This is a genomic window from Carboxylicivirga agarovorans, assembly GCF_050589845.1.
GTDB lineage: Bacteria > Bacteroidota > Bacteroidia > Bacteroidales > Marinilabiliaceae > Carboxylicivirga > Carboxylicivirga agarovorans.
Genome location: NZ_JBNGPA010000001.1, coordinates 132,833 through 148,374, shown reverse-complemented (window position 1 = coordinate 148,374; position 15,542 = coordinate 132,833). Strand labels below are relative to the sequence as shown.

14 protein-coding genes are annotated in these 15,542 nt (G+C 38.9%); 4 read left to right on the top strand and 10 right to left on the bottom strand.

Going from position 1 to position 15,542, the window contains the following annotated elements:
* Positions 1-99: 99 nt before the first annotated feature.
* Together ACRD69_RS00565 and ACRD69_RS00560 are read right to left on the bottom strand one after the other, a co-directional pair.
* Positions 100-1,419 (bottom strand): TldD/PmbA family protein, encoded by a 1,320-nt coding sequence (locus ACRD69_RS00565; RefSeq protein ID WP_430813103.1) that lies wholly within the window; start codon positions 1,417-1,419, stop codon positions 100-102.
* A 25-nt stretch (positions 1,420-1,444) separates the two neighbouring features.
* A complete protein-coding gene (locus ACRD69_RS00560; RefSeq protein ID WP_430813102.1) occupies positions 1,445-2,989 on the bottom strand; it encodes a metallopeptidase TldD-related protein in 1,545 nt (514 codons plus the stop codon).
* A 389-nt stretch (positions 2,990-3,378) separates the two neighbouring features.
* On the opposite strand from ACRD69_RS00560, the gene ACRD69_RS00555 reads away from it, so the two are divergent.
* Complete coding sequence (locus ACRD69_RS00555; RefSeq protein WP_430813101.1) at positions 3,379-3,963, top strand: lactoylglutathione lyase family protein; 585 nt, start codon at positions 3,379-3,381, stop codon at positions 3,961-3,963.
* On the opposite strand, the gene ACRD69_RS00550 is transcribed toward ACRD69_RS00555, so the two are convergent.
* The 4 genes from ACRD69_RS00550 to ACRD69_RS00535 all read right to left on the bottom strand — a co-directional run bounded on the left by ACRD69_RS00550 (position 3,939) and on the right by ACRD69_RS00535 (position 7,328).
* Positions 3,939-4,313 (bottom strand): winged helix-turn-helix transcriptional regulator, encoded by a 375-nt coding sequence (locus ACRD69_RS00550; protein WP_430813100.1) that lies wholly within the window; start codon positions 4,311-4,313, stop codon positions 3,939-3,941. The genes ACRD69_RS00555 and ACRD69_RS00550 overlap by 25 nt on opposite strands.
* Positions 4,314-4,364: 51 nt before the next feature.
* Complete coding sequence (locus ACRD69_RS00545) at positions 4,365-5,243, bottom strand: alpha/beta hydrolase (RefSeq protein WP_430813099.1); 879 nt, start codon at positions 5,241-5,243, stop codon at positions 4,365-4,367.
* 135 nt (positions 5,244-5,378) lie between these two features.
* The gene (locus ACRD69_RS00540; protein ID WP_430813098.1) at positions 5,379-6,275 is read right to left on the bottom strand and encodes a nucleotidyltransferase family protein; all 897 of its coding nucleotides are present in this window, start codon (positions 6,273-6,275) and stop codon (positions 5,379-5,381) included.
* 57 nt (positions 6,276-6,332) lie between these two features.
* Positions 6,333-7,328: an N-acetylmuramoyl-L-alanine amidase family protein gene (locus tag ACRD69_RS00535; protein WP_430813097.1), complete on the bottom strand. Its 996-nt coding sequence runs from the start codon at positions 7,326-7,328 to the stop codon at positions 6,333-6,335.
* 134 nt (positions 7,329-7,462) lie between these two features.
* On the opposite strand from ACRD69_RS00535, the gene ACRD69_RS00530 reads away from it, so the two are divergent.
* From ACRD69_RS00530 to ACRD69_RS00520, 3 genes are all read left to right on the top strand, one after another.
* The gene (locus ACRD69_RS00530) at positions 7,463-8,098 is read left to right on the top strand and encodes a class II aldolase/adducin family protein (protein WP_430813096.1); all 636 of its coding nucleotides are present in this window, start codon (positions 7,463-7,465) and stop codon (positions 8,096-8,098) included.
* A 158-nt stretch (positions 8,099-8,256) separates the two neighbouring features.
* Positions 8,257-8,628: a BlaI/MecI/CopY family transcriptional regulator gene (locus tag ACRD69_RS00525; protein ID WP_430813095.1), complete on the top strand. Its 372-nt coding sequence runs from the start codon at positions 8,257-8,259 to the stop codon at positions 8,626-8,628.
* Positions 8,628-11,162, top strand: a complete 2,535-nt coding sequence (locus tag ACRD69_RS00520) for a TonB family protein (RefSeq protein WP_430813094.1) — start codon at positions 8,628-8,630, stop codon at positions 11,160-11,162. The genes ACRD69_RS00525 and ACRD69_RS00520 overlap by 1 nt, the downstream gene beginning before the upstream one ends.
* A 61-nt stretch (positions 11,163-11,223) precedes the next feature.
* On the opposite strand, the gene ACRD69_RS00515 is transcribed toward ACRD69_RS00520, so the two are convergent.
* The 4 genes from ACRD69_RS00515 to ACRD69_RS00500 form a co-directional block, all read right to left on the bottom strand.
* The gene (locus tag ACRD69_RS00515) at positions 11,224-12,051 is read right to left on the bottom strand and encodes a DUF4249 domain-containing protein (protein ID WP_430813093.1); all 828 of its coding nucleotides are present in this window, start codon (positions 12,049-12,051) and stop codon (positions 11,224-11,226) included.
* Positions 12,052-12,061: 10 nt separating this feature from the next.
* Positions 12,062-14,374 (bottom strand): TonB-dependent receptor, encoded by a 2,313-nt coding sequence (locus ACRD69_RS00510; protein ID WP_430813092.1) that lies wholly within the window; start codon positions 14,372-14,374, stop codon positions 12,062-12,064.
* 233 nt (positions 14,375-14,607) lie between these two features.
* Positions 14,608-14,862: a four helix bundle protein gene (locus ACRD69_RS00505; protein ID WP_430813420.1), complete on the bottom strand. Its 255-nt coding sequence runs from the start codon at positions 14,860-14,862 to the stop codon at positions 14,608-14,610.
* 222 nt (positions 14,863-15,084) lie between these two features.
* Positions 15,085-15,498, bottom strand: a complete 414-nt coding sequence (locus ACRD69_RS00500) for a threonyl-tRNA synthetase editing domain-containing protein (protein WP_430813091.1) — start codon at positions 15,496-15,498, stop codon at positions 15,085-15,087.
* Positions 15,499-15,542 lie beyond the last annotated feature (44 nt).

Below are 15,542 nucleotides of genomic sequence, written 5' to 3'. Positions count from 1 at the left end.
GCAAAAATATAAAAAGACCTCTAAATCTGAAAATGTAATGTGTGAACAAAAAAAAGCTGCCATTTCTGACAGCTTCTATGATAAGCTTGATAACGTTGATTACAATCCACTAAAATCAATATCATTGAACACTAAAGTAGGGCTCAGCATACTTGAGTATTTATATGGATCATTTCCTAATTCGGCCAGCTGTAACCAAAATTCTTTAGCATTTCCTGAGATATTCATTTCGTTAACTGGTTTGACGATCTTCCCGTTCTCAACCAAAAAGCCTGACACTCCATAGGAGAAATCACCAGTTGTCGAATTGGAATTGCCACCGTTGAACGAAGTAACAAAAATACCTGATTTAACATCTTTAACGATTTCATCAAAGCCACGTGTGCCCAATTCAAATCGAATATTTGAAGAGGATCCGCCATTGGGGGTCATGCCTAATTTTTTCCCGTAATAGTTATCGATGTAGTATTCTTTTAAAATACCTTTTTCGATCATCACACGTTTTTTAGCTGCAATTCCTTGCCCGTCGTATAAGCGAGAGCCAAAGCCACCTGCAATGAACGGATCATCAATCATGGTTAACAATGGAGAAGCAACTTGTTTGCCTAACATGCCGTCCAGGTACGAGCTTTTTTGCTGTAATGATCTGGCTGACATCGGACGCATGAACATATATAATAATCGGCTGGCAGTCCGGTTTTCGATCAGCATATCATATTTACCTGAAGCGATTTTAGTCTGCCCCATTTTTCTGAGGGCAATATCAGCGGCATTGGAACCAATTTGTTCAGCAGACGGAACATTGCTAAAAAAGCGTCCGCCGGCCCAATCACCGCCGCTGGGGCGAGCATCTCCATCTTTGACTGTTACAGAGCCTGATGCCCCAAAAAATGTTGAAGAGCGGTCAGCTACCAATCCATTGCTATGTACCAGAACACTTTCAGAATAACTGTCCCAGAAACCTCCTGTCGCGGTTATAATTTTGTCGCTTTTTGAAAGAGCAATCTGTTCTATCTCTTTGGCAATTTTAATTTTTTGCTCTGGATCCACCGTATTGTAGCTTTTATCCTCAATTTTCAGATCCTTATTTAAATCGGTTGGGTACAGCGAAGCATCCGGTAATGATCTGAATTCATCAGCGGTTAAATACTTGGTTGCCTCTACAGCTTCGGTGATAAATTTCTCCAGGTCTTTTTTATTCAGGTTATTGGTTGAGTGACCAGAATATTTATGATCGCGATAAATGTTAAGGTTTAATCCATTGGTGGTAGATTCCTTTATCACTTCAATTTTTTGTTCCCGTATTTCTACCTCCGAAGAGCGGGAATTATCTATTGATGCAGCCACTTCAGATGCACCTTTCTTTTTAGCGAACTCAACGGCCCACATAGCCAGTTCTTGTCGTTCTTTATTGTTCATTGTTGTTTGTTTTTCGGGTTAGAGTTTAAGCATTAACACCTCCAACGGTGATTTTGGATACTTTAACGGTTGGTAATCCCTGCGATACAGGAACGCCTTGTCCGTTTTTACCACAAGTCCAGCCTCCTTCTGCCATCTTAAGATCATCAGCCACCATTTCAATATCAGCCAAAACTTTAGGACCGTTACCAATAATGTTGATATCCTTAATAGGACGAGTCAGTTTGCCGTTTTCAATTAGATAACCCGACTTAACGTAGAATGTGAAATCACCAGCACCGATCATAACCTGGCCATTTGAGAATGATTCGGCATAAACACCATATTTCACGCTTTCAATGATTTCATCTTTTTTATGTGGACCATTTTCCATGTACGTATTACGCATACGTGGCATAGGCATGTGGCGGAATGATTCACGTCGACCGTTACCGGTAGGTTTCACGCCATAATGCTTGGCACTGATGCGGTCATGCAGATAGGATTCCATTGTTCCTCCTGCCACCAGGTATGTTTTTTCAGTATCGTTTCCTTCGTCATCCACATTGATAGAACCGCGGATATTTTCATTCGTAGCATCATCAACAATGGATACAAAGTCTTTGGCTACCTTTTTACCAATCTTATCACTAAAAATTGAGGTTTCTTTGCGGTTGAAATCAGCCTCCATACCATGACCTATCGCTTCGTGTAATAAAATACCAGAACTACCGGCAGCTAATACAACAGGCAATTCACCAGCTTTTGGTTTAACGGCGTCAAATAATGAAACTGTTCGTTTTACGGCTTCAGTAGCCAGGGTGTTTATGGCTTCCGGTGTGAAAAACTCAATGCCACGACGACCTGAATAATCGAAGTAATTTTGCTCTTTTTGACCATTTTGCTCGGCTGTTACGCTTACAGATAACTGTGCCATTGGTTGATAATCGCAGGTCATGCGACCTTCTGAGTTGGCAAAAAGGACATATGATGTTTCATCATTAAACCAGACATTTGACTTGATAACGCGCCCGTCAAGTGCAAATACTTTCTCATTAACTTGTTGCAGGTAAGGTATTTTCTCATTGATAGAGACCTCTTCCCATGCTGTATTGATTTTATAATAGTTTGGTAGTTTGGGTGATTCAAATGCAACCGGTTCAACTGTAGCGCTGCTGTTGGCAATATTGGCGGCAGTACGGGCTGCCGATTTCATTGCTTCCAGACTAACTTCTTCACTAAAGGAATAACCTGTTTGATCGCCTTTTAAAACACGAATACCCACACCAAAACTGATGTCAGAATAGGCACGGTTAACAGCATTATCCTCTAATCCGATGTAGTTGCCAATACTGTGCTGAAAAAATACATCGCAGTAGTCGCCACCTTTTGATAGTCCTTCAGCTATAATTTGCTGAATCATTTGTTCAGTAACACCAAAGTGTTCCAAATAATCGTGAATTGTCATGTTACCTCCAATTTTTGCCGGTCCGGTTGTACAACCGGAAAGAACGTGGGGAAGGATGGCTGCACCGACAGCTGTTACCGTTCCGGCTTTTAAGAAATCTCGTCGATTAATTATTGCTTTCATTTTCAAAGATTTTTGAACATAGCAACAGAAAAGCAAAGGTTGCACTGCTCATGGGTTTGTAGAATAATAAGGTTATTAAACCAGGCACTGAGTTTAATTGGTGCCTGGTTATAATAAGCTAATAAATGGGACTTTATAGCTTTATGGGTATTAAAGATATTTTTTATCACTATTAAAAACAAGGGGATGGTTAAAATTTATGTTACAGCTAATCTGTAATAAGATCAAACTTAAGACCCTCGCTTTTTCATTAATCTCATTATTTTTTTCTTAAACAGTGAGTTGATTCTCTTAAAAATACACATTGGTGTAACTATGTGCAACGACTGTGCGATATTGTATAGCAACTAAATGGGGAGTAGGTTTGCAATCAACAAACTATTTGAAAAATGAAGAAAATAGTCATACTTTTTAGTTTTTTACTGGTGATAGCTGCCAGTGTTGTATCACAAAATAACATACAGATGAAGAAAGAGAATGTATACCCGAAGACTTTTTCTCACGTTGGGATCACAGTTCCGGATATTAATGAAGCAGTTAAGTTCTATACTGAGGTGATGGGATTTTATGTTATTATGCCGCCGACAGAGGTTGTTGAGGAAAATGAAACTGCCATTGGTCAAATGTGTATTGATGTTTTTGGTAAAGGATGGGAAAACTTTCGAATTGCCCATTTGTCATCGGGCGATAAGATTGGTTTTGAATTGTTTGAGTTTAACGAAAGCAAAGACACTAAACCTGAATTTGAGCCATTTAAAACAGGACTGTTCCATTTCTCGGTTCAGGATCCCGATGTGGAAGGATTGGTTAAAAAGATTGTTGAAGCTGGTGGAAAGCAACGTATGCCAATCCGGGAATATTATCCCGGAGAGAAGCCTTTTCGGATGTGCTATGTAGAAGATCCCTTCGGGATTGTTTTCGAGATTTACTCTCACTCTTACGAATTGCATTACTCTGCCGGAGCATATAAGTGATGGTCTCTGGCAAATTCTTGTCCCCATTTATCCAATTCAAGAATAATGGGGATAAGACTTTTACCTTCTTCGCTTAACTCATATTCAACTTTAGGCGGAGTGACAGGGTAAATAGTGCGCTTCACCAGTTGATCTTTTTCAAGGGCGCGTATGGAGTACGTAAACATTCGATTTGAAATATCAGTAATGCTTTTTTGCAGTACACCTGAACGTTGAGGACCATCTTTAAGATGATATAAAATCAGACTTTTATATTTGTCTCCTATGAGGTGAAGAGCAAAAGCAAGGCTACAGTTAAATGATTTATCCTGATATCGGATAGCATTATTTTCTTTCTTATCGGGCGTCATGATATTTCTGTATTAACAATGAGTTATAAAAAGAGGGGTAATGCTTAGGACTTATTTTCTATGAAACACGTCTCCCACAAACTTCAAGCCATGAATAATATTGTTTCTCCAGTATGACCAGTTATGCGCTCCTTCACGAATTCTAAAATCATGCCTGATCTTTTTATCGCGCATCAAAACATGTAAGGCTGCATTGCCTTTGTATAAGAAGTCATCATCTCCGCAGTCAATGTAAAACTTAACCTTGTTCAATGTCCTGGCATCTGCTTTTTCAATGATATTAAGAACGTTGTAATTCAACCAATGTTGAGGTAAATTATCATTTTTATCCAACTCGCCATATACAGGGGCGAACCAATGTTTATTCCCTTTTACCAGGTGTTCCTTCATTTCTTCGTTTGTGTATACAGCAGCACTAAAAGCAGCACATGCTCCAAACATATCAGGGTGTTTAATGGCATAAACCAAGGAGCCGTTACCTCCCATGGATAATCCACTAACAGCTCTGAATTCTTTTTGAGAACGGATGCGATATTGCTTTTCAACTTGAGGAATAAACTCCTTGAAGAACATATCTTCAAAACTGTCTGTGCCATCAAACTTATTCACATACCAGGTGACCTTAGCATCAGGCATCACAATTATCATAGGTGGTATTTGACCAGCTTCAATGGCACTGTCAGCTGTACGATTAATTTCACCAAACTGCACCCAGGCGGTTTCATTGTCACTGTATCCATGTAATAAATATACCACAGGATAGGAGCGTTCTGAAGTTTCGTAACACGGTGGTAAATACACCGAATAGTTCACGTCATAGCCGGTTATTTTGCTTGAAATGGATTGTCCTTCGATGACTTTTCCTTCGGGTGTTTGGGCCGATGATGTTAATGTTATAAGGGTTATAACCAGTGTTAAGAATTGCTTCATTTATTAAGTTTTTTGGTTTGTGATTGATTTGTATGGAAATCATTCATCAGAATCATTGTTTAGGTTGCCTAAATTAAAAAAGACCTTAAGGTTTTCAAAGTCTTAAGGTCTTTTACAAAGTATCTTTTCTAATGTTTACCAAAGCTTTTCAGGGTAAACACCTTCAGCGATCAGCTTATCAAGTTTTTCCTGTACAAGAGGCTTATCTTCTTTATAGGTTACACCAAACCATTTGGCATCGGTACGAATCACTTTAGTGCAGGCTTCACCTTTTTTAATCATGGCATCAACAACCGCATTAAAATAGAATTCAGACTTCATTTCAGTTCCTTTTTCTTTAAGGAAGTCAACAAAGGCTGTTTCTAAATGCTGGAAGTATTCGGGTTTAAAGGCCCAAAAGTTCATTGAAACAGCTTCATTACCTGTTAATTCAGTCTTGCTGTCTTCTTCATAATAGAAGATTTTATCACCTTCATAGCCTATTTTCGTGCGTTCGGTAATATTTACCAGGTTACCTTTTTCATCAGCTTCGCATACACCCCTAGATACTGTTCCATGCTCAGAAAGAGTGTTATTTAGAGCATAACCTACCATGGCATACTCATTGGACTCTTTGCTTTCTCCTACAAAATCAAATACTTGTTTGTATGCTCCGCGACCATAGAAATCGTCTGCGTTAATGATGGCAAAAGGTTCATTAATAGCATCTTTGGCCATTAAAATTGCATGACCTGTTCCCCATGGTTTTTCACGACCTTCAGGTACTGAGAAGCCTTCGGGTAAATCTTTCAGGTCCTGGAAAACATATTCGGTTTTGATCTTACCGCTCAGGCGTGGTTCAAAACGTTCTTTGAAAGCATCTGCAAAATCCTCACGAATTACAAATACCACTTTTTCAAAACCTGATTGAATGGCATCGTAAACTGAGTAATCGATGATAGATTCACCGTGCGGGCCTAATTCATCCATTTGCTTAAGTCCGCCATAGCGACTGCCCATTCCGGCTGCGAGTATTAAAAGTGTCGGTTTCATGTGTATGTATTATATGTGTCGATTAATTTTAAATATTTCGAAAGTCAAAAATAAGGATTATTTCTTGTTATTCCTTTCAAAATCTTTCTTTATTCCCTCGTATAGCCAATTGGCCAGAGCTTGTCTGTTATCAGCTTTAACAAAACGTTGTTGATCACGGTAATTTTGAATATTTCCCAATTCTATAAATACAGAAACAGGTGTTGTGTTTCTTAGTAAATAAAGATTTCGAGTGTTGACAGTACCTGAGAACCCTCTTGATGGCTGGTGTTTCCGGTACTTCTCATCAAAGGTGTCGCGCAGTTGTCCGGCGAGTTTTTTACCACTTTTACTTCTTTTATGATGGTAGAAAAAGACATCGATCTGCTTTCTTTTGCTTCGGCTGTCAAGATGGATAATGAGGCAACGCCGGTAGGCTTCAGTATCCTGCTTATACAATTTATTGACTTCGGTTGTTCGCTGCTTCAAGCGTTGATTCTGGTCCAGCGGAATTTCTTTCCCTCCACAGGTTTCGTGGTTGTCGTACCGGAGTATCTGTTTGTCGCGAATACCGTCATCTTCATCCTGGATAATTAAATGCACTTTAGCGCCGTTTTCTAACAGCTTTTTTGCCAAGCGAAGAGTAATGTCATAGGCATATTCGTCTTCATGTAATTCGTGACTGCCATAATTGCCAATTGCTCCGGGGTCAGGGCCGCCATGTCCGGTCACCAGGTAAAACGAGCTTCCTTTTAATGTATTTGACTCCAAAGGGAAGCGTTCCCGGTCAACACCAAAAAGTGGTTGAAACAGCTCAATTTCGCTTGATGGAATCAAATAGGTGTGATGTGCCAGTAATGAGTTATTTTTACCAAACTTACCTTTGTTAAGCTCAATAAAAGTTTGCTTATGCTCCTTAGGCGATAGATTGTGTCGCACTAAAAAGCTGTGAAGTCCTTCTCCTGCTTTAGGTTTATCAGTTTCGTACTCGTTATTGGACTGTGCAATCAAAATGGTATTGCAAATTAAAAATAGCCCGAATATTATATGTCGCTTGGCAATAGTTGTAATCATTGAATACAAAAATAATTTTTTTCGTTATCCATTTTGCTTTAAAAGAAATACTTGTCTTAAATATTTATAAAAGCCACAATATTCAGGATTAATTATTAATTTCTGATGATTATTTTTGAATAAAACTATATCTCATGCACAAGGAAGCTTACTTAAAAAGCAAGAAGGAAGTGGCAAAGTGGATGCGTCGCTTGTATAAAAAAGGATTGACAACTTCCTTGGGAGGTAATATAAGCTTGCGTTTTGATGATAACCATATTGCCATCACAGCTTCAGAAACAGATAAGGGGCGCATTAAAGCCAGTGAAATTGCCATTGTTTCAATGGATGGTGATTTACTTGATTCGACAAATCGGGTGAGTATGGAAACAGGCATGCACCTGGCTATTTATAAAGAGCGGCCGGATGTTCAAGCTATTGTACATGCCCATGCGCCGATGGGAAGCTTATATGCCACTACCAATCAAACAATAAATACCACTCTTTTAGCAGAAGCTTATACAATTATTGGTTATCCGAAAAAAGCCGCCTATGCAGCACCTGGTTCAGACAAGTTAGCAGGCAATGTGGCTAAGGCCAGCTCAAATGCTAATGTTATTCTAATGGAAAATCATGGTGTTTTAGCGGTAGGAAAATCTTTATTACAAGCTTTTGACCGAATTGAAGTATTGGAGAATGCTGCAAAGATGACTGCCCTCACCACACTGTTAAAAGATCAAAAAGCGTTGAATGAACAACAGTTGACTGAATTAAAATCACTTTTCGCATAAAATATTTACCATCCTGTAATTCACCGTTTAAGGGAGTTTTGGTATGTCTTAACTAAAAACTTCGTTTGCTAACGAAAAAAATAGTTGATAAAACGAAATGAATAGTTATCTTCGTATTGTCAATACATTCATGGTACTATTTTATTAATGTAATAAAGATGATTACAAAACGATTAACCAAGCGCGAAGAAGATGTTATGAAAATATTATGGGAAGCAGGTAAAGGCTTTGTAAAGGATTTGCTTAAACAGCATCCTGAGCCTAAACCGCACTATAATACCTTTAGCACCATCATTCGTGGCCTGGAAGAAAAAGGTTATGTAGCTCATAATTCCTACGGTAATTCGCATGAATACTATCCGGCGGTTACTAAGGAGGAATATCGTAAACTGTTTATCAAAAATGTTGTGTCTGACTATTTTGAGTCGTCCTATAAGAATGTGGTTTCGTTTTTTGTTAACGAGGACAAATTAAAGGTGGAAGACTTAAAGGAATTGATTGACATTATTGAGAAGAAAAAACAGAGCTGATGAACACATTTATCGAACTACAATTGAAGACAGGTGGGATCATTGCTGTTTCTGTTCTGTTGTTTGTATTGCTATTGGCAAAAGATCAATTTTTTAACCGTAACAGAGCATGGCTGTTGGCTACTCTTATCGTACCATGGATAGTGCCGGTTTTCGCTATGCCACTTTGGTTAAAGTCACTTTTGTTTAAGCCAGAGGTAGCCACTAATCCACTTGTATTGACGATGGATGTGCCGCTTACCTATGGTGAAGCCATTGTTGTGCCTGAACCAATAGATTGGATGCAAATAGGCTTAATACTTTATGCCGTTGTTAGTTTGTTATTGACCGTTCGTTTAATTTGGGGATATGTCTATATCCACCGTTTAAATAAAAGAGGGAAGCATCAGAGATATAAAGGTTTCAACGTGGTGCTTCTTCAGCGAAAAGATGTAAATCCATTTTCATTTTTTCGTACCATTTATCTGCCAGAGCATTTGGAGAGAGATATAAACCGGCAGATGATTCTTGAACATGAGCGCAAACACTGTGCTCAACTACACTCAATTGATATTTCGCTAGCCGAATGGCTGCTGATCATTCAATGGTGGAATCCGTTTGTGTGGTGGCTTCGTAAGCTAATTGCCCAAAACCATGAATACTGTGTTGACAACGCGATGGTGCGAACAACGGATGAACCCAGGGACTACCAGTACTCGTTGCTTCAATTACTACATAGCAACAAGCGATTACAGTTGGTGAATAACTTCAACCAAAGTTTAACAAAAAAAAGACTGGTAATGATGAATAAAAAACATACCAACAAAATATTAGGATGGCTTAAGGGATTACTTGTATTACCGCTGGTGGCAGCTGCTTTACTGGCTTTTACAAACCCCGATAAAACAGTTGTTAAAACAGATGATAATATTGAAATAAATGACGAACAAGGCCTGAGAAAGCACTTTGCAATGACACTAAAATACCCTAAGGCAGCTCAGGTGGCAGGATTTGAGGGCAATGTGACCGTAAATTTTAAAGTCGACAATAAGGGTAAAGTTAATAATGTCAACATTGGCTCATCAGCCGGGGCTATTACCTTAGATAAGGTTGTTGTGGTAGCTTATGCCAAAAAAACAGGTAAAGAGCAAGGAATGACGCCTTCTCAAGATGAACTGTCAAAGCTTCTTGAAGATGAGGCTAAACGTGTTGTTGAAGCTTTACCTGCTTTACAGGCTGAATCTTTAAAGGGTAAATCCATACAAATTGAGTTTGAATTTATGCTTCAGGATGTGTCGAAAGATGCTGCACAATGGCGCAGCCCTAAAACTTTAAAAGGGGATGAGTTGGCTAATAACAGCATTAGTCTCACAAATTCTAAGGGTGAGAAAGTAACCATCTCAACAAAGGGTAAACACCTGAAGTTAGATTATGATGGAGTTGATATGCCGTTTTTTACCCTTAATAAAGACGATATATCGGCTATTGAGCTTGAAAAGCTTAAAGTTGAAGATTTAGGTCGTATTTCAGCATTAACAATCGAGCAGTTAAAGCAGAATGACAAAAAAGAGTGGAAAAATGGCGTTTTTGCAATCTATACCAAAGAAGCTCAGGCAGAATTTGAGGCACTGAAGCCATTGTACATAGTCGATGGTAAGGAGTTTATGGGTGATTTAGAAGATATTTCTCCGGATGATATTGCCAGCATGAATGTACTTAAGGGAGAATCAGCCACTAATAAGTATGGAGAAAAAGCCAAAGACGGCGCTGTTGAAATAACGACCAAAAACGGCTTGGGTGAAAAAGGACAGCTTAATTCCGGAAGTGCTAAAATTAAATCTACAAGCAATAATAAAGCGACTCCAGTCTTTGTTGTTGATGGTCAAAAGCAAGACATTAATAATGTCAATCCAGAAAACATTGATGTGGTAACTGTCATAAAAGATCCGGAAGTAACCAGGCATTATGGAGAAGGAGCTGAGAATGGTGTTATTTTAGTTAAAACCAAAGAAGAAAATGAAGAAAAGGTTTTATTTAAATCATCAGATAATGTTCAGATAAGTGTCTCAGAATTAAGTGTGATAGATGAGAATGGTGAATCTCCTTTGTTTATTATTGATGGTGAAAAACAACGAGAAAATACTATTGATGCTGATGACATAAAATCAGTAAATGTCTTAAAAGGTGATCAAGCTGTTGAGAAATACGGAGAAGATGCAAAGAATGGTGTTATCATGATTGAGACAAAGGCTGCTCAAGCCGCAGAAGAAGTTTTGGTCGTTGGTTATGGCACAATGGAAAAAGATAAGCTGTCCGGTACAAGTAACTTGTTGGTTCGTCGTGGTGATAAGGCTGAAAACGTTCGGATAAAAGGACTCTCAGGGGAACAAATGCCCTATATTATTCTTGATGGAGAGGAGTATGATGGCTCTTTAGAAGAGTTGGATGCTGAAGATATTGAATCAATTTCAGTACTTAAAGATAAGTCGGCGCAAGATCTTTACGGTGATAAAGCTGAGCACGGTGTCATTATTATCAAAACAAAAATAAAATAACCTTAACCCAGAATGCATATGAGTAGCCGGAAACAGGTATCTGTTTCCGGCTACTGTTTTTTTACTCCTCTTCAATTTTAAGCGATTGCTGGTCAAATGACCAGGCTCTGAAATAGCCGAGAATATCTTTTCCCATATTGGATGCAGGATTAAAAGGAGTGGAGCCACTTCCGCCGTCCTGATCAATGATCTCATCCAATTCTGAATAATAATCGTAAGTGCCCTCATCAATTGAGTAGGCTACAATTGTTACAATATCCTCTTTTGTAAATGAAAAACGCAAAGGTGTAAACTCAATGGTTTCTTCATTTGCAAAATATTCATGCGACCAAACACTGTAGGTATCTTCCTTCTCTTCATCATTTAAAAAATACTTTATCAGGTAGTAGTTTTCCTCGTCAGGATTATTTTTCAGCGTGATCACAACGTTGTATTCTTCTTCACCATCAGAACCGCCAAAGCCATCAAACTTTTCATAACCCAGGTTGATTATTTCAGTTGGTGTTAGCATGCTGCTTGAACCTTTATAGATTTTATCTCCAACAGTAATGGTTAATTCATATTTCTGTCCAACCTGCCCACGCATCAATTTACCAATATAAAGACCATCGCCAAGGTGCGATAAGGTTTCACTGTTACCATCCAGATCGCTTATGCTGACAATAGCATTTTCTTCGTGTTTTGGCTCTTCAGCTGAAAAATAATTGCTTGTGTAGCTTAATTGAACCTGTGCCGCTTGATCAAGCGTTATTTGTGCATCAACCGATAACTTGGGATCTGCATCGTTGAGATCCACATCAATAACTTCTTCACATGATTGAAGTGAGCCTCCAATCAATAGTGATAGTGAAAGGAAAAACATGGCTTTAAATATTATATATGATTTCATAATGAGGAGTTTAGAATTTAAAGTTCCAGGTAACCGATGGAACAATACCAAATAGACTAAGTTTGACTGCTTCTGTTACGTTGGGATTATTCTCGTTCTCACGGAAATTAATCGTATACGCATTCATCTGGTTGTAGAGATTGTAGAGGGAGAAATCCCAGCTCGACCTGATACGGCTTTTCCCCTTACCTTCGAGATGAACGTTCAGATCCAGGCGGTGGTAATCGGGCATGCGGTAACCATTTCGCTCTGTATAATAAGGAACCTGATTGCCATCAAACTCGTATTTGCCACTGGGAAAAGTTACTGCATTACCAGTATAGAATATCCAGTTGGCCGATACAGAAACACGGTCGGTGAACTGGTAGCTGGTTACAACCGATACATCATGGGTTTTATCGTACGATGAATCATACCAGTCGCCATCATTGATGCCTTCTATTTTATTATCGGTGTTTGACAAGGTGTAACTGATCCAGCCGGTAAATGCCCCGTATTTCTTTTTAAGATACAGCTCCATTCCATAACTACGGCCTTCCCCTTGCAATACGTACGATTCAATATCTTCGTTGAGCATTACCTGTGTTCCATCCTTGTAATCACTAATGTTGTTCATTGATTTATAATATGTTTCTGCCGAGAACTCAAAGGTGTTGTCCATAAAGTTGCGGAAGAAACCCAGCGAATATTGATTGACGGTTGTTGGTTCAATGTTAAAGGAGCTTGGCATCCAGGTGTCGGTTGGCTGCCCTGATGTACTGTTTGACATTAAATGAAGGTACTGGACCATACGGTTATATGAAGCTTTAAATGAGCTTTTGCTATTCATACGATAGTTAAGACCAATACGTGGTTCCAGACCATAATAACTCTTCATGATTTCTCCCTTACCGAAATACTCTTTATCAACAATATTATTGTCATCATCATAAGTAATGTTCTCACCGGCACCAAACTGGTTAAACATGGATGCTCTTAATCCGTAATCGAGCGTTAGTTTTGTGCCTATTTTTTGTTCATTACTAATGTATACTGACGATTCCAGGGCCTGCTTTTCAGCTACTTTTATATCTGATATGGTATTGTCTTCAAACAAAAACTCACCAGGGTAGAAAGTATGGTAGGTCATATTTAAGCCATATTTCATGGTGTTTTGCGGGTTGGCATACCAGGTAAAATCCTGCTTCAGACTTACATCTTTAATGCCCGACGACATGCTGCCGCGGTCGCCAAAGTTGAAGCCATAATCATATTCACTGTATAGGGCTGTGGTATTAGAAAATAATTGGGAACTAAATAAGTGATTCCAGCGCAATGTAGCTGTTGTATTGCCCCAATCCATACCTAAATCCTCGAATCCGAAATCATCTTTACCAAAGTAGCCTGATAAAAACAACCTGTTGTTATCGTTAATTTTCCAATTAAGTTTGGCATTCAGATCATAGAAATACATTTTGGTATCACTGTCAATTTGATTGGCGCCTTTGGCCATCAGGTCTGCATAACTGCGCCTGCCTGATACAATAAACGACATCTTATCTTCAATGATAGGACCTTCGAGTGTCAGGCGGGAAGCCAATAGTCCAATACCACCTGATCCCTGAAACTTCTTCATGTTTCCATCGCGCATGGTTATATCCAGTACTGAGGCAGCTCGTCCGCCATAATTGGCAGGAATACCACTTTTGTATACTGTCATGCCCTTAATGGCATCAGCATTAAAAACCGAGAAAAAACCCATAAGGTGCGACGCACTGTATACCGGCGCCTCATCCAATAAGATCAGGTTTTGATCAATGGAACCACCACGTACACTAAAACCATTGCCACCTTCCGAAACGGTGCTAATACCCGGCAATAGCTGTATGGTTTTTAAAACATCACGTTCACCAAATAAAACAGGCAGTTTATCGATGGTTTTCATATCCAGCTTTTCTCCCGTCATCTGCGTAGCTGTAATGTTTTTATCTTTTTTTTCAGCACTTACCACTACTTCGCTTAATGCTGTTTCGTTGGTTTTTAGATGGATCTTAATACTTTGATCAGACTTCAGATCTATTTGTCGCTGTTGCGTTTCGTATCCTACAAAACTGTAAAGAATGGTTTGTTCTCCCTGGGGAAGTGTTAAGGAATAAAAGCCATAGGTATTGGTCATTGTACCAGTGGTTTTGTCAGCTGTGTAAATGGTTACACCAATCAGCGCTTCTCCTGTTTCAGCATCAATAACTTCGCCGCTAATGGTGAATTTCTCCTGTGCTGTTGTTGTTGCAAGTACAAGAGAAAATAGAGCAATTACTGCCCACATTCGTCTTTTTAAATCCATGGAAAAGATTTAGGTTGTAATTCGTATAGGTTAATTAATCGTGGTAATGACAACATCGTTTTTAAAAGGATGCATGTCGTGATAATTTTTTTTCATCTCTCCGTCAACAAATGTAAAGTAATTAACAACATGAGCTCATAAAATAAGGATGAATCGGGAAAATAAGGGGATGTAGGGATATTCGATGTTAGATGTTTGGATATTCGATGTTAGGATGTACGATATGAATTTTATCAATTATTTCTAAGAGATTTGCGTGTTACTATAAAGATTGATGCAAGTTCATGTGCTTCATTAATTAGTTTTCCGACTGAATCTACTGCCACTAGTTCTTTGTCAATAATCATCTCCATCCAAAATTCACATTCGTCAGCATCTTCGATTACGATACTTAATTTGGCAATGTATGTTGCTTTTGATTGCGCTAAACATGCGGCTCTGTATTTGGCAGCAATAGATGATGGACATCTGATTAATTGAGATTTTATATGATTACTCAGTTAGTTTTGAGGTAATTCTTCAGTTAAGCTAATTGCATCAATGGCAAATTTTTTAGTTCTGTCTTTCAGGATTTTCTGATTCATTGTTAGATTATTATAGGTTAGGAAAAATTACTCATACCAGAATACAAATTAGTTCTTCAATCTGCAGATCTACTACAATCCTTACATCCCAACATCCTTACATCTAACATCGCACATTCCAACATCTTACAGTTCAGCCCAGATACGTGCCAGTGAAAAGCCGGGAGCATCAATTTTCAGGTCCAGAAAGTAGCCAAAGGGCGTTTGAGCAACCTGATAATCGGCATTTTCAAGCCGTGATTGCGCGTCGTTAAACAAAGCATGGGTGAAATCAACAGAAGCTTTGGAGTCTGATAAGTGCGCAAATGAGTGAAGTACAATGTTGGTGGTGTTGTTTTTACGTGCTGCCCATTTCAAATGGTTGGCCAGTTTCTTCTCCCTGCTGCGAATGCCTTTCTCTTCGTCTGCTGCTTCGATTTGAATACAGGCCAACAGGCAATTGTTAAATGTTTTAGGTTCGCCCGGATCCGGGGCGTTATCAAGGTTCTTCTGAGATGGGGTGTAAGCGAATTCTTTGGTATAGAAGATAAGTACTTTCATTGACTGTGTTGAGTTTAAATTGTTAACAACTTTGGTTCATGACG

What these genes read in the sequence shown, in the direction of transcription:
- ACRD69_RS00565 (WP_430813103.1), bottom strand. Translation starts at nt 1,419, where the DNA reads ATGAACAATAAAGAACGACAAGAACTGGCTATGTGGGCCGTTGAGTTC.
- ACRD69_RS00560 (WP_430813102.1), bottom strand. Translation starts at nt 2,989, where the DNA reads ATGAAAGCAATAATTAATCGACGAGATTTCTTAAAAGCCGGAACGGTA.
- ACRD69_RS00555 (WP_430813101.1), top strand. Translation starts at nt 3,379, where the DNA reads ATGAAGAAAATAGTCATACTTTTTAGTTTTTTACTGGTGATAGCTGCC.
- ACRD69_RS00550 (WP_430813100.1), bottom strand. Translation starts at nt 4,313, where the DNA reads ATGACGCCCGATAAGAAAGAAAATAATGCTATCCGATATCAGGATAAA.
- ACRD69_RS00545 (WP_430813099.1), bottom strand. Translation starts at nt 5,243, where the DNA reads ATGAAGCAATTCTTAACACTGGTTATAACCCTTATAACATTAACATCA.
- ACRD69_RS00540 (WP_430813098.1), bottom strand. Translation starts at nt 6,275, where the DNA reads ATGAAACCGACACTTTTAATACTCGCAGCCGGAATGGGCAGTCGCTAT.
- ACRD69_RS00535 (WP_430813097.1), bottom strand. Translation starts at nt 7,328, where the DNA reads ATGATTACAACTATTGCCAAGCGACATATAATATTCGGGCTATTTTTA.
- ACRD69_RS00530 (WP_430813096.1), top strand. Translation starts at nt 7,463, where the DNA reads ATGCACAAGGAAGCTTACTTAAAAAGCAAGAAGGAAGTGGCAAAGTGG.
- ACRD69_RS00525 (WP_430813095.1), top strand. Translation starts at nt 8,257, where the DNA reads ATGATTACAAAACGATTAACCAAGCGCGAAGAAGATGTTATGAAAATA.
- ACRD69_RS00520 (WP_430813094.1), top strand. Translation starts at nt 8,628, where the DNA reads ATGAACACATTTATCGAACTACAATTGAAGACAGGTGGGATCATTGCT.
- ACRD69_RS00515 (WP_430813093.1), bottom strand. Translation starts at nt 12,051, where the DNA reads ATGAAATCATATATAATATTTAAAGCCATGTTTTTCCTTTCACTATCA.
- ACRD69_RS00510 (WP_430813092.1), bottom strand. Translation starts at nt 14,374, where the DNA reads ATGGATTTAAAAAGACGAATGTGGGCAGTAATTGCTCTATTTTCTCTT.
- ACRD69_RS00500 (WP_430813091.1), bottom strand. Translation starts at nt 15,498, where the DNA reads ATGAAAGTACTTATCTTCTATACCAAAGAATTCGCTTACACCCCATCT.